The following is a 22,095-nucleotide window of genomic DNA, read 5'->3' as shown; positions in this document are numbered from 1 at the left end:
CAGAAAACCTCGTTTTGCCGAAGAGCCCTATTTATTTAATGAGACACTATAATTTCATTGACAAAATAGTTTTTCTACAACATGAAGGAGGTGACTCATTATTTGAGACACCTCCCTTAAAAGTCTAACCATTATTTTTTATAATCGCCTTCTCAATCAACTCGACAACCTGATACATAATCGTCGCAAAAAAGGCGATGATGAGAAGTGACATAAGCACAAGATTAAAATTAAACACTTGGAAGCCATAAATAATTAAATAACCAAGCCCTTTTGAGGCAACTAAAAATTCACCAACTATAACACCTACCCAAGAAAGTCCTACATTTACTTTCAAAGTAGAAATAATCGTTGGGAAGGAAGCAGGTAAAATAACTTCTTTAAATATTTGCCACCGGGTCGCCCCAAAAGTTTGTAACACTTTGCTGTAGTTAGGATCAACCCCTTTAAAAGCCGTATAAACTACGATGGTTGTAATAATGATTGAAATCAACGCTCCCATTGCAATAATCGAAAAATAACCTGGACCAAGGGCGACTATTAAAATAGGACCTAAAGCAACTTTAGGCATAGCGTTTAAAATAACTAAATATGGATCAAGTACCTTTGATAGCATCGATGACCACCACAATACGGTTGCTATTAATGTACCCAGTAGTGTTCCGGCAATAAAACCAATAATCGTTTCCATTAAAGTAACGCCAACGTGAAGTGTTAACGTACCATCACTCACTTTTTCTACTAATGTACGCCATACATGCGTCGGCGAACTAAAAATTAATCGGTCAATCCATCCAAATCTTGAAAGAAGCTCCCACCCACCGAAAAATACAAGTAAGATGATAAGCTGATATAAACGAACATAGCGCTTTTCTTTTTTTAGCATTTGCTGATACTGTTTAAACATTGTATTATCCAAGACTCTCCAGCTCCTTCCAAATAATTTGGAATATGTCTGAATATGCTGGATGCTGTCGAACATCAAAAGGTGAAAGCTCTTGTAACTCTGAAGGTATATCAAATACTTTATGCAATGTACCTGGATTTGCAGAAAATAGAAATACGCGTTCACTCATCGCAATAGCTTCACCAATATCATGTGTCACAAGAATTGCCGTTTTTTGATAGGCCTTTAACGTTTCAACAACCAAATCCTCCAATTTTAATTTAGACTGATAATCAAGTGCTGAAAACGGTTCATCTAGCAATAAAATTTTAGGATCCACCGCTAAAGTTCTTGCAAGTGCTACTCGTTGACGCATGCCACCCGATAACTCTCTAGGATAGTTGTTCCCTACATGTGGTAAACCAATTTCTTGCAAAAGTGCATTTGCAGTTACTTTATGCGTTTTATTGCTCCGCTCCATGATTTTCAAACCAATCGTGACATTTTCTTCGATGGTTTTCCATGGAAATAAATAATCTTGCTGAAGCATGTAGCCAATGAGAGATTGATGATGTGTTGAAATTTCCTCACCATCAATGTATACTTTGCCCTCTGTAGACGGAAATAAGCCCGCAATAATTGATAATAACGTTGTTTTCCCACATCCACTCGGTCCTATAAAAGAAACAAACTCACCTTTACGAATATCTAAATTGATATCACGTAAAACTTCCTTTGCCTGCGTTTTCGAAAAATAACTATGGTGAATATTTTCTACCTTTAAAAATCCCATCTTACTCAGCTGCCTTTTTAGCAAAGGTTGTATTTACAAGCTTTTCATAATCCACCCGTTGAGGAAGTTCACCCGCTTCTCCCATTATCGTTTGTAAGTTATCCCATTCCCCCTTATCCAAAATAGGATCTGTAGCATAGGAACCCTGAGATTTATAACGTTCTACCACTGTTTCGATTAATTTAATATCTACATTTTCAAAGTATGGCTGAATAATTTTCGCTATTTCTGCTGCACTCGTTTTTTGCACAAAATCCTGTGCTCGCTTCAATGCATTTGTAAAGCCTTGAACTGTCTTCTCTTCGTCCTTTAAATAGCTGCTTTTGGCCATAAACGAAGTATACGGCAATTGCCCAGATTCAGTACCAAACGAAGCGACAATATAACCCTTACCTTCTTTCTCAAACATGCTTGCTGTCGGTTCAAATAGCTGTACATAGTCTCCTGTTCCAGAAGCAAATGCTGTAGCAATATTAGCAAAATCAATGTTTTGAATAAGTTTTAAATCATTGGCAGGGTCAATGCCATGCTTTTTCAGTACAAACTCACCGGCCATTTGTGGCATTCCACCTTTACGCTGCCCTAAAAATGTAGAACCTTTCAACTGATCCCATGAAAAGTTATCCAACTTTTCGCGTGCCACTAAAAATGTACCATCTGTTTGTGTTAACTGCGCAAAATTTTGAATCGGGTCATTGGAGCCTTGGAGCGTTACATATATAGAAGTTTCCGATCCAACTAAGGCGATATCAATTCCATCAGATAGTAACGCCGTCATTGTCTTATCGCCACCCGCAATTGTTTGTAGCTCAACGGAAAGCCCTTCATCCTTGAAGAAGCCTTTTTCAAGTGCTACATACTGCGGCGCATAGAAAATTGAGCGCGTCACTTCTCCAACTTTGACTTTTTCTAGCTCCGTTTTATTACACGCTGTTAAAGAAAGGAGTAATAAAGCAATAACACTAAATAGTAAACTTTTTTTAAGCCAACGCATTCCATTTCCTCCTTAATTGATAAAATAAGCCTATCGACATTAACTTATTCACACTAGAAGATTTCGGTGCCAATCAATTTAGGTTTGAGAGACACAATCGATTGAAAATGGGTTCCGTAGCCAATCGTTTACATGTAGATGGCTTAAAACGATAAAATTTTTTACTATACCAAATAAAACAGCCTTAGCAAATTAATGCTAAGGCTGTTTTCAAGTTTCACGGTATAGGAGCCAAGCTACTCTCATTGATTGGCAGCTTGTTGCTCTTCTCTTTTTTCACGCCACATACGTGTTTTATATACAATCAAAATTAACGCCGCTACGATGAGACCCTCAATCATAGGTAGGAATAACGCGAAAAATGTCAACATAATACATCCCAGGAATAGGAACACATAAATGACAATATTTTGAGATAGCTTTAACTTCTTTGCAAAGCCTAATTTATAGACAATTGCAGAAAGTACAAATACAAGAAGAAATACAACGAAGCCTGCAATGTCATAGCTCGGTAAATTTTCATATAAAAATCTTGTTATACCTGCCATTCTCTCATAAACCTTTGTTGTTTCCTCTGAATTTGTTGATGCAGCAACTTGAATAACATTTAGTTCACCCAATAAAGCGGACTTTATATCCAAGACTCCTCTTCCTTTCATGTCAGCGGAAAATTATTGTTCTGCGTTACGTAATTTTTTCGCTGCTTTCTCACGTTCGTTTTTATCTAGAATTTGTTTACGAAGGCGAATAGATTCTGGTGTGATTTCTAAGTACTCGTCATCACCTAAGTATTCAAGCGCTTCTTCTAGTGATAAAATACGTGGCTTTTTAATAACATTCGTTTGGTCTTTGTTTGCTGAACGGATGTTTGTTTTTTGTTTCATTTTTGTGATGTTTACAGTGATATCAGCGTCACGAGTATTTTCTCCAACGATCATACCTTCGTAAATATCTGTACCTGGCTCCAAGAACAGTGTACCACGGTCTTCAATTTGCATCATACCATAAGTTGTTGATTTACCAGTTTCCATTGAAACTAGTACACCTTGGTGACGGCCACCAATTTTTCCTGGTATTAATGGTTGATAGCAATCGAACGTATGGTTGATAATACCGAAACCTTTTGTCATAGACATGAATTCAGTTGTATAACCGATTAATCCACGAGCTGGTACTAAGAACGTTAAACGAACTTGACCACTGCCGTTGTTCACCATATCAAGCATTTCACCTTTACGTGTACCAATTGATTCGATAATTGAACCAACATTTTCTTCAGGCACATCGATTTGAACGCGTTCGAAAGGTTCACATTTCACGCCGTCGATTTCACGCACGATTACTTGTGGTTTTGACACTTGTAATTCGAAGCCTTCACGACGCATGTTTTCGATAAGGATAGATAAGTGAAGCTCCCCACGACCTGAAACTGTCCAAGCATCTGGAGAATCAGTATCTTCAACACGTAAAGATACGTCTGTTTGTAATTGAGCACGTAAACGCTCTTCTACTTTACGAGAAGTAACCCATTTCCCTTCACGACCTGCGAATGGAGAATTGTTTACTAAGAAAGTCATTTGTAAAGTTGGCTCATCAATACGTAATGGTGTTAGCGCGTCTGGATGCTCAACAGGGCAAACTGTTTCACCAACGTTGATGTCTTCCATACCTGAAACGGCGATTAAGTCACCAGCTTTTGCTGTCTCAACTTCTTCACGTTTTAAGCCGAAGAAACCAAAGATTTTCGTTACACGGAAGTTTTTCACTGATCCGTCTAGCTTCATAAGAGATACTTGTTGACCTACAGAAATTGTTCCGCGGAATACGCGACCAATACCGATACGTCCAACGAAGTCATTATAGTCAAGTAAAGCTACTTGGAATTGTAATGGCTCTTCTGAGTTATCAATTGGTGCTGGAATAGCTTCGATAATTTTCTCAAATAGACATTTCATATCCGCTTCTTGCTTAGATGGATCAGCGTCTAAAGAAGCTGTACCATTTACACCTGAAGCATAGACAACAGGGAAGTCTAATTGATCTTCATCTGCACCTAGTTCAATGAATAATTCAAGTACTTCATCTACTACTTCTAGTGGACGAGCTGAATCTTTGTCTACTTTATTAACAACAACGATTGGTGTTAAACGTTGTTCTAATGCTTTTTTCAACACAAAACGTGTTTGTGGCATACAACCCTCATACGCATCGACAACTAGTACAACGCCATCTACCATTTTTAAAATACGTTCTACCTCACCACCGAAGTCAGCGTGTCCAGGCGTATCAAGGATGTTGATACGAGTTCCTTCATAGTTTACTGCTGTATTTTTAGCTAAAATCGTAATACCACGTTCGCGTTCAATATCGTTAGAGTCCATTGCACGTTCTTCAACACGTTCGTTTGAACGGAATGTACCTGATTGTTTTAGTAATTGGTCGACTAAAGTAGTTTTACCATGGTCAACGTGTGCGATAATTGCGATATTGCGAAGATCTTGACGTAAGTTTGTCATTATTCCACTCCATATTCTTTTTTCGAATGTTTAACTGTGATATTATAGCACAAGAAGGATAGAAATGTCCTTATTAGAATTTTCCTCATTCTAAAAAATATATTTGATTTACAAATTTTTAATATAGGAGGCTCGGCTATGAATCGTGCAAAATTCGTAATGGCCATTTACGCATTAGCTGCTGTTTTAGCAATGTGTTCTATCGGGTATTCAGTAGCAATTAGCAGTGTATTAGGTATAATAGCAGGCATTGTGGCTACTTGTGTCATTTTCATGACAGCCTTTAAAATGAAACGTAAACTACGTGAGCAAGGCTTACTTTAATAAGAGTTGATTGCTTAAATAAGAAGGAGCCTGTCTAAAAAATAGACGGCTCCTTTTTTAATCATAAGGCACAATATAATTTTCTAATAGCTCTTTGTGGATCGAAGGATTGGCAATGATAAAAGTATCCTGATGCAAGAAGTCAAAGCCCTCTCCATGTAAATTAGTGGTGATGGCACCAACTTCCTTAGCGATAATGGTCCCCCCAGCAATATCCCATGGTGAAAGTCGCATCGATACATAAGCATCTAGTTTACCACTGACAACAAACGCTATTTCCATTGCCGCTGAACCATATGACCGCGTACCACGTACTTTCCGAACCATTTCAATGACTTTTTCATGGTGAATATGTCGATTGGGCGCTACCCAATGAGCGTTTATTCCAATGACCGATTCCTCCATTTTGACTGACTGCAACTTACGTAATGGAGAGTCATTGTACCATGCCCCTTGACCTGCAATAGCATAAAATAAATCTTCACGCATGACATCAAATATGTAACCTAGCTTGCCTACCCCATTCACAAAAATACCGATAGAAATCATAAAATGACGATGTTGTTTTACAAAATTCATCGTGCCATCGATTGGATCAATAATCCATACGACACCTTCTAACGACTCTACTTTCTCTCCCATTCCCTCTTCCCCTAAAATTTTGTGGGTTGGATCGAAACTTCGTATTTTTTCGATAAAAAACAATTCTGTTTCACGGTCAATATTTGTGACAAGGTCATTGGCACTTGATTTTGTCTCAATTATTAAATTGTACGAAAAGGCCTCCCGAATACGTCTCCCCGCTTCAACTATAATACTTTTCGCAAACTGATCAATTTGTTGTATATCCATAAAAACCCACCCTTCAATTATAAGAAAAGGCCTCATACATTTTTTAACTTTCTCACTACTTAAGGCTTGTTTCTCATGACGTTTTGTTGTACGTAGCACCTAGTACTTCCTTGAAATTAAAACTTCTTATTATACTGTCTATTTTACCCTTTATAGCAATAAAAATCACCTGCTGTCGGAATATTCAGCAAGTGATTTTTCAAATCGGTATGAAATTTTGACTACGCATAGACGTGCAAGCTCTCAAGTTCAAGCTGAATTTCAGCCAGACGTTTTTTACTTTTTTCAATTTCAAATTCATTTTTTTCATTCATTGCCGAAAAGAGTGAGGCTAATTCATAATCTAATTCTAATTGTAAAATGTGTTCATATTGCTTTTCAATGTCGACTTTACGTATAATTTTTACGATAGGTTTCATAAAAATCACTTCCTTTTTTTATTTTTTCACAATAACTTATCAGCTTCGAGAAAGTTCTCGTTATAAGATTTTTTCCCATTTTCGTAATAAAATAAACCTTATAAATTGAAAGGAGTAAATAAAAAATGACGAAAATAAAATGGACGAATAAAGACTTCAATGTTTTTCAAATAGACGGATTAGAACAGAGAATGGATGCCTTAAATGAATGTGTACGACCAAAATTCCAAACTCTTGGAGAGGATCTTTCTTCCTTCTTTTCGAGTCATCTTGGAGAGGAATTTTATCCTCATGTTGCGAAGCATGCACGTAGAACAGTAAATCCTCCGAATGATAGCTGGGTTGCCTTCGCTCCGTACAAAAGAGGTTATAAATCATTACCTCACTTTCAGATTGGTCTTTGGAGCACACATTTATTCATCGTCTTAGCTATTATTTATGAAGCTCCACAAAAAAATGTGATGGCAGAACGTTTAATCGCCAACAGAGCATTGCTACAACAACTTCCTGATGATTTCATTGTCTCTGGGGATCATATGTCTCCAGCAGCAGTCTCCATGCAAGATGCAAAGGAAGACAAGCTAGATGAATTACTTATTCGTTTACGCGATGTAAAAAAAGGTGAGTTTTTAGTAGGTCGACATATTCCAAAAGATCAAGCGGTCAAGCTGTCAGCTAGTGAACTTCATCAATTAACAGAAGATACTTTTAACCGTTTACTCCCTATTTATAACATCATTGTTGGAAAATAAAGTTTGAAGGATTGGGCTTTAAGCTTTGTGGCATACTAACTAAAACAATTTTCATAATTTTATTTATATTTTGTGGAAAATTTACGTTATTATTCCTAACAAATGAAGATTTGTTTGAGGAATATTTTATAGGTGTGAGTTTGAGGAAATTATTATTTTTTCCCGTTTTTCAACAAATTTGAAAAAATTTGATTTTGTTTATGTAGTATATGAAATGCTCTTATTTTTAACACGGCATAGTGTAAAGCGATTAGATAAAAAACAAAGTAGTCACGGCATTGCCTGTGAAGCAGTTGATTGGAGCGAAGACTGGGCGACTCCTTGGTGATTAGCGTCACAGATGAGACCCTGGAGCGAGCAAAGCGAGTGAAGCGGCTCATCGGACGCCCCCAGGAAGCTTTTGCTCTGTGCGAAAGCGTAGTGGTAACGTAGCGTCAGCAAATGTTTTAACTGTGCGAAAGCGAAGCGGCAGCAACAACAAAGCGCCCAGTCGGAGCGGAAATCAACCCCTCGTTTTGCCGGAGGGTCATCTGAATTGACACCCGGCAGCATATTTTCACAAAAAAATTTAAGAAATTTTTCACATAGAAAAGCGCAAGAAATCAACCTTTCTACAATTGATTTCTCGCGCTTTTTAAGTTTTGACTAGTTTTCCCCAGTCTCTTTTTTATCTACGTTGCTTCGGGGCAACTTTAATAATTGTGCCGTCCGCTGCGTCTTTTGTTTGTTTCACAACAGGATAACTGACATAGCCACTCGCTTCTTCAAATTCACGGAAAATTGTTTTTTCCTCGGCCTGTGAAGGAACAATTTCTTTAAAACGACGATATTTCGCCATCATCACTTCACGCTTAATGCCTTTTTCATAAGCTTGTTCAATTCCTTCAAAAAATTGGACAACATCAACAATTTCCTCCGTTGACCAATCCGTCGAAAACGGATAAGAGTATTCCATTGGACATAACCACCTTTACGTTATTGACCCGATACAAAAAACATATACATTTCTTAAAAAATGTAGACATCTCTACAGTGACACAACTTATATCTTTTAACTTTCGTTTTTGTGTCTTCCTTATTCTCCGAGCCTAGTTTCGCCGAAGCTACTGCCAATTAGTATGGCTCTCCAAAGGCGATTACAATTCGAGATGGCTTGATTTACATAATCTCATTAGAACACTGCTGTAAATGATTTGTTCGTATGTCGTTATACCCATTTTACCCGGATACTCTCTGCTTCTGCAACCATTCGAGTGATCAGCTCCTCGACAGTTGGAATATCATGAATCATTCCTGTAACTTGTCCAGCCCAGCCAATGCCTTCTTCTTTTTCGCCCTCATAAATAAAACGTTTATTTGCTTTCCCGCTAATATAATCTTTTAATGCCTCATACGTAGGTGTAGTGCGCTCAATTTCTAAAATCTTTTCCGTAAATTCGCTGCGTAACGCTCTTGCTGGTGCACCTATAGAGCGTTTTATAACAGTCGTATCTGCCTCGGTGCTTGCGAGTAATGCTTCTTTATATGCTTCAGAAGCATCAACACATTCCTTTGTCGCAATAAAACGGGTACCCATTTCAATTCCCTCTGCTCCCAGTGCATGAGCTGCCATCCAGCCACGGCCATCACCAATACCACCAGAGGCAATAACAGGTATTTTCACACTATCTACAACTTGTGGCACGAGCACCATTGTCCCTATATCATCGCGTCCAAGATGACCTCCACCCTCTTGTCCAACAACCATAACAGCATCTGCGCCTAGTTCTTCCGCTTTTTGAGCTTGTCTACGTGCAGCAACAAGAACTAATTTTTTAATATCCGTTCCTTCCAAAATATCAAAAATAGGTGCAGGATTCCCGCCAGTCATTGTAACAACGGGTACCTTTTCTTCCACCGCAACGCGCACCATTTCTTCATAACCAGTGCCATACATACCAATTGCAAAATTTACGCCAAACGGTTTATCCGTTAATGTTCGTACTTTATGAATCTCAGTGCGCAATAAGTCAGGATCCCGTAAACTCATTGCTGTAATTTGCCCTAGCCCCCCAGCATTCGACACTGCTGCTGCTAAATCAGCATAGGCTAAATAGGCTAATCCCCCTTGGATTATTGGATATTTAATATTTAAAAGCTCCGTCACACGTGTATTCCAATTCATAGTACCTCCCCTTTCCTACGATAACTAATTTCTCTAAATTATCAAAAAAACCTTTATTTTTTATTTTTTTCTGTAAAGTCTATTTTTTCGTGCAATTAGGTGCTATAATTCTTTTGTTTTGTTAGATATAAAAAAAGTGAGGTGGTACCTGCGTTGTCACAACTAGAGACTCCATTGTTCGACGTATTATTAAAACATCGGAACAGACACCCAATTCAATTCCATATTCCAGGCCATAAGAAAGGTCAAGGTATGGATCCTGCGTTTCGAGAATTCGTCGGCGACAACGTTTTATCAATTGATTTAATTAATATTGCTCCACTAGACGATTTACATTCACCAAAGGGCGCTATTAAAGAAGCGCAAGCACTTGCTGCACAAGCCTTTGGTGCTGATCATACATTCTTTTCCGTTCAAGGTACTAGTGGCGCCATTATGGCGATGATTCTGACCGTCGTCGGTCCAGGTGATAAAATTCTAGTACCACGGAATGTTCATAAATCCATTATGTCGGCGATTGTTTTCGCTGGAGCAATCCCGATTTTTATTCATCCTGAAGTAGATAATGAATACGGTATTTCTCATGGAATATCGCCCGAAGCTGTTGAAAAAGCTTTAAATGCTTATCCGGATACAAAAGCAGTACTTGTGATTAATCCAACGTACTTCGGCTTCTCCGCAGACTTAAAGCGTATTGTAGAAATAGTCCATACACGTAATATTCCGGTAGTTGTCGATGAAGCACATGGTGTACACATTAAATTTCACGATGACCTCCCTTACTCCGCAATGGAAGCTGGGGCTGATATGGCTGCTACAAGCGTACACAAACTTGGTGGCTCTATGACTCAAACGTCTATTTTAAATGTTCGTGAAGGTCTTGTTTCTGCAAAACGTGTACAAGCTGTTCTGTCGATGTTAACAACGACATCGACATCTTATCCATTACTTGCTTCTCTTGACACAGCACGACGTCAGCTGGCAATCCATGGTTATGATTTAATTGGTGATGCACTTCGCTTGGCAAAGGATGCGCGTAAACGCATTAACCAAATTCCACATATAAAATGTGCTGGTAAAGAAAAATTAAATTCATCAGCAACTTATGATATGGACCCGTTAAAGCTACTAATAAGTGTTAAAGATTTAGGCATCTCTGGTCATCAAGCTGAAGAATGGCTTCGTCACAATGCAAATATTGAAGTAGAATTATCGGACCTTTACAATATTTTATGTTTAGTGACATTAGGTGATACGAAAAAGGAAATTAATCTCCTCATCAATGCTCTGAGTCGTATGTCAAAAGCATTCGATTCAGAAGCTACTATTACTGAAGCGATGGTTAATGTACCGGATATTCCTGCACTTGCCATGTCACCACGCGATGCATTTTATGCAGATACTGAAGTTGTTCCTCTTGCAGAAGCAGATAATTGTATTTGTGCAGAATTCGTTATGGTATATCCCCCAGGTATTCCGATTTTTATTCCCGGGGAAATAATTATACAAGAAAATATTCGTTATATACAAATGAATATTGAAGCTGGTTTACCTGTACAAGGACCAGAAGATACAACATTAAAAACGATTCGCGTCATAAAAGAACGCAAACCTATTATTTAGTTGAAAAAGCTACCTCTTTCTGAGGTAGCTTTTTTCGATCAATAATGATAGTAGAACCAAGAAGAGATCATACCAAGCATAGGGAAAACGAGCCACCAATACCTCCACAAAAAATCACCAACAGTTTTGTGATCGGATTTATTTGAATCGGAGGCTGAAACTGGGGCTGAGACTTCCGGTTTATGGTATTTTTCTTCACCTGTAATAAGTTGATCTAAAGAAATTTTATATAAATCACTTAACATTCTTAAATTATCAATATCAGGATAGCCCTTTCCTAACTCCCATTTTGAAACAGATTGTCTCGAAATATTTAAAAAGCGTGCGACATCATCCTGTGTATAATTATGTTGTTCTCTTAATTCCTTTAAACGGTTTTCTAAATTCATTGAACTTCACCTCCAACTTATAGTATTTTGATCAAATAATAATGGATACCTACACTTTATTCTAGAAGTTGTTATTTGCTAATTCGCAACGCATAGTTGCGTTCATGAACGAAGCAAAATATTCGATTCTAGCGCTTACTTCACTTACAATATAATCAATTATGCCTCGGCATAATTGCGTCCAGAATCGGCTTTGTGCTTAGGCCTGCACGATGCAGGTTAGTTAGCCGTTATCGCATGGATGCGATGATTTTAGGCTAACATCCTTTGCGAACTCCTTTCCGATTCCGTGACATCCGCCGGAGGCTTAAGTTCTTTCAGCGGATGTTTGGACACCCGCTGAAAAAACTTAATAGGAGTGATGACATGAACTCATGGGATCAGCGATTCAACACAATCGAATATGTTTATGGTGAGCAACCAAATGCTTTTATAGAAGACTATGTTCACTACTTAGAAGATTATACAAACGTGGCTGCATACGCAGAAGGTGAAGGTCGCAATGCAGTATTTTTAGCTTTACAAGGCCATACAGTAACTGCCTTTGATTATGCTGAAAGCGGTCTTGAAAAAACAAATCAGCTTGCAGAAAAGCATAATGTTGCTGTTCATACAAAGCTTACTGACCTACTTGAAGATGAACTACCAATAGAAACGTTTGATGCTGCTATTATGGTGTTTGGACATTTTCCAGCCGAGCAGCAACATAAAGTGTTTAAGCAGATTGTCAATTCCGTAAAGTCTGGAGGTCGTATTATGATGGAACTTTATTCAATTTATCAACTACCATACGCCTCAGGTGGCCCAAGACAGCTTGATTATTTATATGATCCATTAGAAATTCTAAAATGGTGTCAGCCTTATAAAATCATTCATTTTTTCACAGGTGAACAAGTGCGAAATGAAGGTAAGCTCCACACAGGCCTTGCTCATACCATTCAGTTTATTATCGAAAAAAGTTAAGAAAAGCTATATACAGATTCTGTATATAGCTTTTTCACAAGAATAAATAAACAAATAATGGACATAAAAATGCGCCAATAATTGCAGTTAAGGCCATAGATAACGAGCCTACTGATAATTCTTGTTCTCCGTATTCTCTTAATTTAACAAGTCCAACACCGTGTGAAGCGCTACCTACCGCAACACCTCTACTAACGGCGGAGTCAATTTTGCCGTATTTAATGACTAATGGTCCTAAAATAGCGCCTACAAATCCTGCCAGCATGACAAGCACAGCGGTTAATGGTGGAATGCCGCCAATTGTCTCACTTACCTGCATACCTACAGGTGTCGTTAACGATTTAGGCAAGGCAGTCAGCAACCAGCTTTTATTGACACCAATCCATTTCAGCATAACAAATATTGTCACTAAGCCTGTAACCATGGCGATAAAAATACCTGACAATATTGCATATTTATATTTCATAATAATCTTACGCTGGTTATATAAAGGATAAGCAAGTGCTACAACTGCTGGACCGAGCATTTTTTGAAGCCACTCTCCACCCTCCATATATGAAGAGTATGGAATATTAAAGACTACTAACATAATTGCACTGACGATCGTTGTCGTCACTAGCGGAATCATTAAAGGATGAGGGAAACGTTGATAAAGTTTTGTAAATAATACAAATAACACAATGGTACCAACAACAACAATAATCTCAATCAACTGTTAATTCCCCCTCTCCTTTTTCTACAATGGCTCCTGTTTTTTTAGTCAGCTCTTTTTTCTCAACAATTTGACTAACTAATCCCGTCACATAAATAGAAATTAGCGTGCTTGCTATAACGGCTAGCATAATCAATAGACCAGTTGTTGAAACAAGTTCAGGGTAGTCAATTACTCCTACTGTCGCAGGAATGAAAAACAACGTTAATACGCCAATTAAAAAGCCAGCTCCATCTTGAATGTATTCTACTTTAATTATTTTAAAATGGAGCGAAAGTGCCAATAATAGTAATCCAATTACACTTCCGGGAAGAGGTACATTTAATAAAGCAACAATACCGACGCCCATGTAATAAAAGATATTGAGTATCCCAATCTGAACAATAATTCGAACAATTCTCTTTAACATCGCAACAAAATTCTCGTTCAACATTTCGCCACATTTCACCCCCATTACGTCCATTCTACAACTGAAGGAATTTTCTGTCTATTATAATTTTAGAAAAACAATAGAAATAAGGTTTGCTTTAAAACTTTTCTATTGGGTAGTTACTTAAAAAGCTACTAAGATAAACATACTGCTGGACATTCATTAAAAAAGCACTTCCTAAGCATTTTAAACAACTAGGAAGTGCTCTTTTATTAATTATTTTTTTGGGTGTTTCATATCATAGGCTTTCCAATTAGAATTTGAACTTTCTTTTATTAAATACAGGTTATCGTAATATCCATTGTGTGAAAATATCATACCGTCGTAAGGTTTGTGATATTGAGAAATAAAGAGGTATTCACTACCTTTAAAACGGTAATATTCTACAGTAGGCTTTTTCACGTATTCATCTTCTACCCAAGAATCAATAAAGATCGTGTTTGGATTTGCTGCAATGTTATCAGTGCCACCAAATATATATTTATTTTCCCAAGGCATCATATCTTCTTTAATGTATTTATTAATATATTCAAGTGTAAATCCAGGAGATAAGATATCAATTATTTGTGACTTTGTGAAGTAATAGGTGTCTCCAAGTCTTATCTTATCTTGCATTCCGATTAGTCCATCTACTATTTTCTTAGCTTCAGATAGTTCGAAGTTACTGAAATTTTTAATGTATTGATTCGAAACATATCCTTCTTTTCCTTCGTAATTGAATAGAGAATAACCATATATATCGTGAGAATAGGTCGTAATTTTTGTGCCGTTCTTTAATGAACCTAACTTTGCAAAATTAGTGCCTGCTCCCGCTAAAACTTCGACTTCCTTTAAGTTAGTGGAGATAACTCCGGTTGTCACTTCGTACAATGGTTTGTCTGCATATTGATAAAAATTTGAAATGTTATGATAACTATTTACCGGATTGACAGGTTTATTATCTTTCTTGTCATAATAAATATTTGTTTTTGATTTTTTTTTAGGACTGTTATATTTACCAATTGGATCAAGATTTATAGAAAACGTCTTTACTAACTTTCTGTTTGCATTGTCAAAATTTGAATATTCGTCAGGACTAGGTGCGTTGAATACAACAGAAGATATTCCTTTTTCCAAAGTGATAGAAGTTGCTAAAAATCCACCTAAAGAATGACCGGTAGCAGTAACTTTATATTTTGGATTTACCAGTTCAAATAGTCTTCTCGCATTATCCATTTGACTATTATACAGTTCCGAAGTAATGCCAGATAGATCTTTAGAGATATCCCCGCTGTTAGAAGTACCTCTAAAGGCGATTACATATTCTTCAGTTTTTGTATTTTTAAAAACAGCCCCGAAAAAGCCTGTTATATCATCACTTACATAATCATCTAATATCCATTTTTCTAAATCATTATATTTGATAAACTCACTTACCTTCATAGAAGGGTAGTAATGCTCTTTTTGAATTTTCTTCCATTCATCCTTGAAATTTTGCAATGGATCACTTTTAGTGTTTATCGCATCAAACTTCATATCTACTAATTTTGTTCTTTTTTCAAATTTGCTAAGCTCTGAGTAAACTAGGGTGCTAAAGAACAATGCTCTTGTTTCTTCTTTTGTTAAATTTTTAGGGCTAAGGTTTGGTACAGTTGCTGCTTTTGTTTCTTGTGGGTTTACACCGCTGAAAATGACTGATAAAACCGTGGTAATAATTAAAAAAACTAAAAAATTTCTTTTCAAAAAAAAACCTCCTTTATTCGTTCCGAACAATTATATCATTCAAATACCAGTAGATGAATAATTTTACAGCTATTTAATATCGACTAATTACAGGTAAATATATTTATTTCATAAGTCTTAAGTAACATCTAGCTTCAAGGTGTTATAGTAGGAGAGATTTGTTTAAGTATCAAATTCAACAATAAAAGCGATATGTGAAGACATTGCGGTTTTCGAAAACCTCATTTGTATACTCAATCTAGAGATAACGCTAAAGTATTAATCTCGTATGAAGAATTGAAGAAGAAAATTGAACGGTACATCGACTACTATAACAATGAACGTATTAAAATAAAATGGCTGGCATGTGTCCAGTAAAAAACCGAACTCATGCCAGCCCATTTAGCTACATAATAAAAACTATAACTTTAAAGAGTCAATACCTTTGAGCTACCCACTTCTATACATAATATAAAGAAAGGGTCTAAAAACTATTTACAATCAAATTTTAGACCCTACTAACTATTCTTTTCTCAAAAAATATTACTTATAATGCATGCCCAGAACCACCATCAATATTAATAGAAGTGCCCGATACGTAACTAGCGGCATCAGATACTAAAAAAGTAATGACATTCGCCGCTTCTTGAGTATCCCCTACGCGACCAAGTGGAATTGCTTGACCTATTTTACGAGAATACTCATCCCACGATAGCTCGGGTTCTGCCTCTTTCCACGTCTTCTCTATTTGATCACTACGAATAAGCCCAATACAAACAGAGTTCACACGTATATTATCTTTTCCTAAGTCTTTGCTCATAGCTTTCGTTAATGCCAGACCTGCCGCACGACTTACAGTACTAGGGAGTGAGCTTGCCGGTGGTGTTTTAGCCATTACCGCAGTTACATTAACTATTGCACCGCCACCAACCTTACGCAAATGAGGTACAGCATATTTTGAACAATTGACAGCACCAAACACTTTTAAATCTACATCAGCCTGCCATAGCTCACTACTAACTGATTCAAATGGATTTGCTGAAGCTGTACCTGCATTATTAATAAGAATATCAAGGCGACCAAAATGCTCTACTGCTCGTTCTATTAAGTACTTACAATCTTTTTCTTTTGTAATATCAGTTGGTACAATTAATACCTCTTCGCCTGTTTCATTTTTAATACAGCCAGCAGCCACTTGAAGCTGTTTTTCACCACGAGCACAAAGTACGACCTTCGCGCCCTCTTTTACAAGCTGCATTGCTGTATAATAGCCTATCCCCTTACTTGAACCTGTAATAACTGCTACTTTCCCCTTTAAGCCTAGTTCCATTTTTTTCACCCCAGTTTTTTTGATCAACTTCCCTTTTTCATAAACATCGTTATCATTTTCGGACATCTAGCAGTCAATTACTAGATTTATTGGACACGAAATCTATCCGGTATGTAATACGTTCCCAATCGAACTGTATTTTTAGAATATTCATTCGATATAATTACTTTATCAAAATTGCATGTAATATACAAAAAAACGGCTACAAAGCAAATGCTTTATAGCCGTTTTCATAAACTTTATTATTTTTTTGCTACAATATGGATTGGGTTGCCAAGTAATACTTCAGCAGCTTCCATTGTAATTTCACCTAATGTTGGGTGAGCATGGATTGTTAACGCGATATCTTCAGCAGTCATACCGCCTTCAATAGCTAAGCCCATTTCAGCGATCATATCTGATGCACCAGCACCTACGATTTGAGCACCAATTAATAAGCCATCTTCTTTACGCGCAACAAGTTTCACGAAACCTTCTGTTTGGTTTAATGCAAGTGCACGACCATTTGCTGCGAATGGGAATTTCGCTGCAGTGTACTCGATGCCTTCAGCTTTCGCTTCATCTTCGTTATAACCAACTGTTGCCATCTCTGGATCTGTGAAGCATACAGCAGGAATAGCTAAATAATCAACGATTGATTTTTCACCAGCGATTGCTTCAGCAGCAACTTTACCTTCGTAAGATGCTTTATGAGCAAGCTGAGGACCAGCTACAATATCACCAATTGCATAGATGTTTGGAATATTTGTACGGCATTGTTTGTCAACATTGATAAGACCACGTTCACCGAATTCAACACCGATTTCAGCAAGGCCCATTTCATCTGTATTTGGACGACGACCTACAGTTACTAATACGTAGTCAGCTTCAACTTTTTTCTCTTCTCCGCCAACTTCATATGTTACTACTACGCCGTTTTCTGTTTCTTCAACGCCTTTTGCAGATGCGTTTACTTCCATTTCAACGCCTTTCTTTTTAAGGCCTTTTTTCACGATTTGTGTCATTTGTTTTTCGAAGCCAGCTAAGATATCTTTTCCGCCTTCGATAATTGTTACTTGTGAGCCAAGGTTTGCATATGCTGAACCTAACTCTGTACCAATATAGCCTCCACCGATAACGACTAATTTACCTGGTACTTCTTGTAAAGAAAGTGCGCCAGTAGAATTTAGTACGCGATCAGAGAATTTAAATGTTGGAATTTCAACTGGGCGAGAACCCGTTGCGATAATTACATTGTTAAATGTGTAAGTTTGAGCAGATTCACCATTGATGATACGCACTGAATGAGCGTCAACGAAATAAGCTTCACCTTGTACAATTTCAACTTTATTACCTTTAAGTAAGCCTTCAACACCGCCAGTTAATTTTTTAACAACGCTGTCTTTAAATGCTTGTGCTTTTGAGAAGTCTAATTTCACATCAGAAGCGATGATACCCATGTCATCTGAATGTTTAGCATGCTCAAAACGGTGACCTACTGAAATTAATGCTTTTGATGGGATACAACCTACGTTTAAGCACACACCACCAAGTACATTTTTTTCAACGATTGTTACTTTTTGGCCAGTTTGAGCTGCACGAATTGCTGCTACATATCCTCCAGGACCTGAACCAATGACAAGAGTATCTGTTTCGATTGGAAAATCTCCTACTACCATTTTTGTTACGCCTCCATTAATAATAATTCTGGTTCACTTAACAAACGCTTTAAGTGATTTAAAGCATTTTGCGCAGTGGCTCCATCAATCATACGATGATCAAAGCTCAATGATAATGCTAACACAGGTGCGGCTACAATTTCACCATTTTTTATTACAGGTTTTTCTGAAATTCGACCAATACCTAGTATCGCTACTTCAGGATGATTAATTACCGGAGTAAACCATTGTCCTCCTGCAGAGCCGATATTCGTAATCGACATCGAAGCGCCCTTCATTTCATGTGGTGCAAGCTTGCTTTCACGAGCTTTAGTCGCTAATTCATTAATTTCATTTGATACTGCAAAAACAGATTTACGATCCGCGTGCTTAATAACTGGTACTAGCAAGCCTTTTTCTGTATCTGCTGCAATACCAATATTGTAATAATGCTTCTGAATAATTTCTTGTGTTGCATCATCTAAAGAGCGGTTAAATTCTGGGAATTCGCGTAAAGTTGAAATTAGCGCTTTAACTACATATGGTAAGTACGTTAATTTAACACCTTTTTCAGCAGCGATATCTTTGAATTTTTTGCGATGTGCTACTAGAGCTGTTACATCGACTTCATCCATTAGTGTAACATGTGGAGCCGTTTGTTTCGAGTGAACCATCGCTTTTGCAATCGCTTTTCGAATGCCCGACATTTTCTCACGTGTTTCTGGGAATTCACCTTCAAGGACTACTGGTGCTACTTGCGTAGTTGTTTCTTGCTGCACAGCTTCTTCATTAGCCACTGGTGCTGCTGCTTCAGCCTCTACAACGCCTCCACCTTTTAGGAAATTCTCAATATCTTGTTTTAAAATACGCCCATTTTTGCCTGTACCATTTACTTCACGAATATTCACATCATTGTCTCGTGCAAATTTACGAACTGAAGGCATTGCAATGATACGCTTATTATTTTCAGCTACCACAACAGTTTCAGTCTTTTCAGGAGTTTTCTCTGGAGCCTGCTCAACTTCAACAGGTGCCTTTGCTACTTCTTTACCATACTCAGCAGTCGCCTGAACTTGAGCCTCTGTTTTCGCTTCAGCATGGTCATCACCTTTTAGCTTTAAATCTTCATAGCCAGGTGCATCAAGGCGGATTAAGACATCACCAACAACTGCTACTGTGCCTTCTCCTACTAAAACTTCCTCTACTGTCCCTTCAACTGGAGACGGAATCTCTACTACTGCTTTATCATTTTGTACTTCACAAAGAATATCGTCTTCTTTTACTGTATCTCCAGCTTTAACGAACCATTTAACGATTTCGCCTTCGTGAATACCCTCGCCAATATCCGGTAATCTAAATTCAAATGCCATGTGTACCCATCCTTTCTATTTGCTGTCCTTCAAGTTTAGAAGTTACATTAGAATGTTAAAACTTTTTTCGCTGTTTCTATTACATCTTTATAGTTCGGTAACCAAACACCTTCAGCTTGTGGGAATGGGTACACAGTATCTGGTGCAGCCACACGAAGTACAGGTGCTTCTAAACTTAAAATCGCGCGCTCTGTAATTTCAGCCACTACGTTTGCAGCAATACCTGCTTGTTTTTGAGCCTCTTGTACAACGATTGCACGACCTGTTTTTTCAACGGACGCAATAATTGTTTCAATATCAATTGGTTGGATTGTACGTAAATCAATTACTTCTACAGAGTGACCTTCTTTTTCTAGCTCCTCTGCTGCCTTTAAGCTTTCGTGAACCATTAAACCGTAGGCAATAATTGTTAAATCTTTACCTTCTCGTTTTACATCCGCCTTACCTAGTGGAATTTCGTATGCTTCCTCAGGTACCTCTTCACGGAATGAACGATATAATTTTAAATGTTCTAAGAAAATGACAGGGTTATCATTTCGAATAGATGAAATAAGTAAACCTTTAGCATCATATGGTGTTGAAGGGACAACAACCGTTAAACCTGGCTGCGCTGTCATTAAGCTTTCTAAGCTATCAGAGTGCATTTCAGGTGTATGCACACCCCCACCAAACGGAGAACGGATTGTTACTGGTGCATTATAGACACCACCGCTACGATAGCTCATACGTGCTAATTGACCACTGATCGAGTCCATTACTTCATATACGAAGCCGAAGAACTGGATTTCAGGAACCGGACGGAAACCTTGTAGAGAAAGACCGACCGCTAAGCCACCAATACCTGATTCTGCTAACGGTGTATCGAATACACGATCAACACCAAATTCTTTTTGTAGGCCTTCAGTTGCGCGGAATACCCCACCGTTGACACCTACATCTTCCCCGAATACAAGAACGTTTTCATCATTCTTTAATTCTGTACGAAGTGCATCTGTAATTGCTTGAATCATCGTCATTTGTGCCATAGGTTATTTCGACTCCTTCTCTTTGTAGATTTCATACTGTTCTTTTAAATTAGATGGCATTTCGCCTTTATACATGTTTTCCATTAACTCTGTTACTTTTTGCTTTGGAGCAGCATCGGCTTTTTTGATTGCTTCTTTAATTTCTTCTTTTGCACGCTCAATAACAGCCTCTTCTTTTTGCTCATCCCACAGACCTTTTGCCTCAAGGTATTTACGGAAGCGTACAAGAGGGTCCTTTTGTGCCCATTCATTATCAGTATCTGATGTACGGTAACGCGTTGGGTCATCCCCTGCCATTGTATGAGGTCCGTAGCGATAGCACATTGTTTCTATTAGAGTTGGACCTTCGCCATTCACTGCGCGCTCACGTGCATCACGTGTTGCTACGTAAACTGCTAGCGCATCCATTCCATCTACTAAAATACTTGGTAAGCCTGCTGCTACACCTTTTTGAGCGATTGTTTTTGCAGCTGTTTGTAATTCGCGAGGTGTTGAAATGGCGAATTGGTTATTTTGTACAATGAAGATTGCTGGTGATTTAAATGCACCTGCAAAGTTAATACCTTCATAGAAATCCCCTTGTGATGAACCACCGTCACCTGTATAAGTTACTGCAACAGCCTTTTTACCACGTTTTTGAATACCAAGAGCTACACCTGCTGCTTGAATATATTGTGCACCGATAATGATTTGAGGTGCTAATACGTTTACGCCCTCAGGAACTTGATTCCCCGCAAAATGACCGCGTGAGAATAAAAACGCTTTATCTAAAGGTAAACCATGCCATACGATTTGTGGTACATCACGGTAACCCGGTAAAATCCAATCTTCTTTTTCTAATGCAAAGTGTGACGCAAGTTGTGAAGCTTCTTGCCCAGCAGTTGGTGCATAGAAGCCTAAGCGACCTTGACGGTTAAGAGAGATAGATCGTTGGTCTAAAATACGTGTATAAACCATACGCGTCATTAGCTCAACTAGTTCCTCATCAGATAACTTTGGGTCTGCCTCTTCATTTATAATTTCGCCTTCTTCATTCAAAATTTGAAACATTTCAAACTTATCTTCGATTTCAGTTAGCGTTTGTTTAGCATCAAAAATATTATTGTTTTTCTTGCTCATTTGTCACATCTCCCTTTCAGCTGTATTAAAATAAATCACCGTTTCAACTAGTACAACTTATTCTTTGCACTCAGTATACTGAATAAAATACTGTCG

23 protein-coding genes are annotated in these 22,095 nt (G+C 37.8%); 5 read left to right on the top strand and 18 right to left on the bottom strand.

Going from position 1 to position 22,095, the window contains the following annotated elements:
- Positions 1 to 124 precede the first annotated feature (124 nt).
- The 5 genes from ABE34_RS08380 to typA form a co-directional block, all read right to left on the bottom strand.
- Positions 125 to 919 carry an ABC transporter permease gene (locus ABE34_RS08380; protein WP_197141710.1) on the bottom strand — a complete coding sequence of 265 codons (795 nt, stop codon included), beginning with the start codon at positions 917 to 919 and terminating at the stop codon, positions 125 to 127.
- Complete coding sequence (locus tag ABE34_RS08375) at positions 912 to 1,679, bottom strand: ABC transporter ATP-binding protein (RefSeq protein ID WP_197141709.1); 768 nt, start codon at positions 1,677 to 1,679, stop codon at positions 912 to 914. The genes ABE34_RS08380 and ABE34_RS08375 overlap by 8 nt, the downstream gene beginning before the upstream one ends.
- A gap of 1 nt (position 1,680) precedes the next feature.
- Complete coding sequence (locus ABE34_RS08370) at positions 1,681 to 2,673, bottom strand: ABC transporter substrate-binding protein (protein WP_197141708.1); 993 nt, start codon at positions 2,671 to 2,673, stop codon at positions 1,681 to 1,683.
- Positions 2,674 to 2,915: 242 nt separating this feature from the next.
- Positions 2,916 to 3,314 carry a YlaH-like family protein gene (locus ABE34_RS08365; RefSeq protein ID WP_197141707.1) on the bottom strand — a complete coding sequence of 133 codons (399 nt, stop codon included), beginning with the start codon at positions 3,312 to 3,314 and terminating at the stop codon, positions 2,916 to 2,918.
- A gap of 30 nt (positions 3,315 to 3,344) precedes the next feature.
- Positions 3,345 to 5,189 carry a translational GTPase TypA gene (gene typA, locus ABE34_RS08360; RefSeq protein ID WP_197141706.1) on the bottom strand — a complete coding sequence of 615 codons (1,845 nt, stop codon included), beginning with the start codon at positions 5,187 to 5,189 and terminating at the stop codon, positions 3,345 to 3,347.
- A gap of 138 nt (positions 5,190 to 5,327) precedes the next feature.
- Between typA and ABE34_RS08355 the strand changes: the two genes are divergently transcribed.
- Entirely contained in the window at positions 5,328 to 5,513 is a 186-nt protein-coding gene (locus ABE34_RS08355; RefSeq protein ID WP_079559722.1) for a DUF5325 family protein, read from the top strand.
- A gap of 57 nt (positions 5,514 to 5,570) precedes the next feature.
- Here the strand turns inward: ABE34_RS08355 and ABE34_RS08350 are convergent, their stop codons facing one another.
- Together ABE34_RS08350 and ABE34_RS08345 are read right to left on the bottom strand one after the other, a co-directional pair.
- Positions 5,571 to 6,365, bottom strand: coding sequence for an inositol monophosphatase family protein (locus ABE34_RS08350; RefSeq protein WP_197141705.1), 795 nt, complete (start codon positions 6,363 to 6,365; stop codon positions 5,571 to 5,573).
- 221 nt (positions 6,366 to 6,586) lie between these two features.
- The gene (locus ABE34_RS08345; protein WP_079559720.1) at positions 6,587 to 6,784 is read right to left on the bottom strand and encodes a hypothetical protein; all 198 of its coding nucleotides are present in this window, start codon (positions 6,782 to 6,784) and stop codon (positions 6,587 to 6,589) included.
- 125 nt (positions 6,785 to 6,909) lie between these two features.
- Between ABE34_RS08345 and ABE34_RS08340 the strand changes: the two genes are divergently transcribed.
- On the top strand, positions 6,910 to 7,536 hold the full coding sequence (locus tag ABE34_RS08340; protein ID WP_197141703.1) for a YktB family protein: 627 nt from the start codon (positions 6,910 to 6,912) through the stop codon (positions 7,534 to 7,536).
- A gap of 667 nt (positions 7,537 to 8,203) precedes the next feature.
- On the opposite strand, the gene ABE34_RS08335 is transcribed toward ABE34_RS08340, so the two are convergent.
- Both ABE34_RS08335 and ABE34_RS08330 read right to left on the bottom strand, forming a co-directional pair.
- A complete protein-coding gene (locus ABE34_RS08335; protein ID WP_197141701.1) occupies positions 8,204 to 8,491 on the bottom strand; it encodes a UPF0223 family protein in 288 nt (95 codons plus the stop codon).
- 252 nt (positions 8,492 to 8,743) lie between these two features.
- Entirely contained in the window at positions 8,744 to 9,700 is a 957-nt protein-coding gene (locus ABE34_RS08330) for an NAD(P)H-dependent flavin oxidoreductase (RefSeq protein ID WP_197141699.1), read from the bottom strand.
- 153 nt (positions 9,701 to 9,853) lie between these two features.
- Here ABE34_RS08330 and ABE34_RS08325 point away from each other — a divergent pair, with 153 nt between their 5' ends.
- Positions 9,854 to 11,323 carry an aminotransferase class I/II-fold pyridoxal phosphate-dependent enzyme gene (locus ABE34_RS08325; protein WP_197141697.1) on the top strand — a complete coding sequence of 490 codons (1,470 nt, stop codon included), beginning with the start codon at positions 9,854 to 9,856 and terminating at the stop codon, positions 11,321 to 11,323.
- A 38-nt stretch (positions 11,324 to 11,361) separates the two neighbouring features.
- On the opposite strand, the gene ABE34_RS08320 is transcribed toward ABE34_RS08325, so the two are convergent.
- Positions 11,362 to 11,712 (bottom strand): helix-turn-helix transcriptional regulator, encoded by a 351-nt coding sequence (locus tag ABE34_RS08320; RefSeq protein ID WP_197141695.1) that lies wholly within the window; start codon positions 11,710 to 11,712, stop codon positions 11,362 to 11,364.
- 366 nt (positions 11,713 to 12,078) lie between these two features.
- Between ABE34_RS08320 and ABE34_RS08315 the strand changes: the two genes are divergently transcribed.
- Complete coding sequence (locus ABE34_RS08315) at positions 12,079 to 12,675, top strand: class I SAM-dependent methyltransferase (protein WP_197141693.1); 597 nt, start codon at positions 12,079 to 12,081, stop codon at positions 12,673 to 12,675.
- A gap of 34 nt (positions 12,676 to 12,709) precedes the next feature.
- Here the strand turns inward: ABE34_RS08315 and ABE34_RS08310 are convergent, their stop codons facing one another.
- The 3 genes from ABE34_RS08310 to ABE34_RS08300 all read right to left on the bottom strand — a co-directional run bounded on the left by ABE34_RS08310 (position 12,710) and on the right by ABE34_RS08300 (position 15,539).
- On the bottom strand, positions 12,710 to 13,387 hold the full coding sequence (locus ABE34_RS08310) for an LrgB family protein (protein WP_197141691.1): 678 nt from the start codon (positions 13,385 to 13,387) through the stop codon (positions 12,710 to 12,712).
- Entirely contained in the window at positions 13,380 to 13,820 is a 441-nt protein-coding gene (locus tag ABE34_RS08305; protein ID WP_241747155.1) for a CidA/LrgA family protein, read from the bottom strand. The genes ABE34_RS08310 and ABE34_RS08305 overlap by 8 nt, the downstream gene beginning before the upstream one ends.
- Positions 13,821 to 14,033: 213 nt before the next feature.
- On the bottom strand, positions 14,034 to 15,539 hold the full coding sequence (locus tag ABE34_RS08300) for an SH3 domain-containing protein (protein WP_197141689.1): 1,506 nt from the start codon (positions 15,537 to 15,539) through the stop codon (positions 14,034 to 14,036).
- 225 nt (positions 15,540 to 15,764) lie between these two features.
- On the opposite strand from ABE34_RS08300, the gene ABE34_RS25810 reads away from it, so the two are divergent.
- The gene (locus ABE34_RS25810; RefSeq protein WP_197141687.1) at positions 15,765 to 15,896 is read left to right on the top strand and encodes an IS3 family transposase; all 132 of its coding nucleotides are present in this window, start codon (positions 15,765 to 15,767) and stop codon (positions 15,894 to 15,896) included.
- Positions 15,897 to 16,065: 169 nt separating this feature from the next.
- On the opposite strand, the gene ABE34_RS08290 is transcribed toward ABE34_RS25810, so the two are convergent.
- The 5 genes from ABE34_RS08290 to pdhA all read right to left on the bottom strand — a co-directional run bounded on the left by ABE34_RS08290 (position 16,066) and on the right by pdhA (position 21,999).
- Positions 16,066 to 16,848 (bottom strand): SDR family NAD(P)-dependent oxidoreductase, encoded by a 783-nt coding sequence (locus ABE34_RS08290; protein WP_197142047.1) that lies wholly within the window; start codon positions 16,846 to 16,848, stop codon positions 16,066 to 16,068.
- 242 nt (positions 16,849 to 17,090) lie between these two features.
- Positions 17,091 to 18,506: a dihydrolipoyl dehydrogenase gene (lpdA, locus tag ABE34_RS08285; RefSeq protein ID WP_053483451.1), complete on the bottom strand. Its 1,416-nt coding sequence runs from the start codon at positions 18,504 to 18,506 to the stop codon at positions 17,091 to 17,093.
- A 5-nt stretch (positions 18,507 to 18,511) separates the two neighbouring features.
- The gene (locus ABE34_RS08280; RefSeq protein WP_197141685.1) at positions 18,512 to 19,855 is read right to left on the bottom strand and encodes a dihydrolipoamide acetyltransferase family protein; all 1,344 of its coding nucleotides are present in this window, start codon (positions 19,853 to 19,855) and stop codon (positions 18,512 to 18,514) included.
- Positions 19,856 to 19,902: 47 nt separating this feature from the next.
- Positions 19,903 to 20,880, bottom strand: a complete 978-nt coding sequence (locus tag ABE34_RS08275; protein WP_197141683.1) for an alpha-ketoacid dehydrogenase subunit beta — start codon at positions 20,878 to 20,880, stop codon at positions 19,903 to 19,905.
- Positions 20,881 to 20,883: 3 nt separating this feature from the next.
- Positions 20,884 to 21,999 (bottom strand): pyruvate dehydrogenase (acetyl-transferring) E1 component subunit alpha, encoded by a 1,116-nt coding sequence (gene pdhA / locus ABE34_RS08270; protein WP_079559703.1) that lies wholly within the window; start codon positions 21,997 to 21,999, stop codon positions 20,884 to 20,886.
- Positions 22,000 to 22,095 lie beyond the last annotated feature (96 nt).

Source organism: Lysinibacillus sphaericus, assembly GCF_015844675.1.
Classification (GTDB): domain Bacteria; phylum Bacillota; class Bacilli; order Bacillales_A; family Planococcaceae; genus Lysinibacillus; species Lysinibacillus sphaericus_E.
The sequence above is the reverse complement of the archived record's forward strand: the minus strand, read 5'-3'. Positions and strand labels throughout refer to the sequence as shown.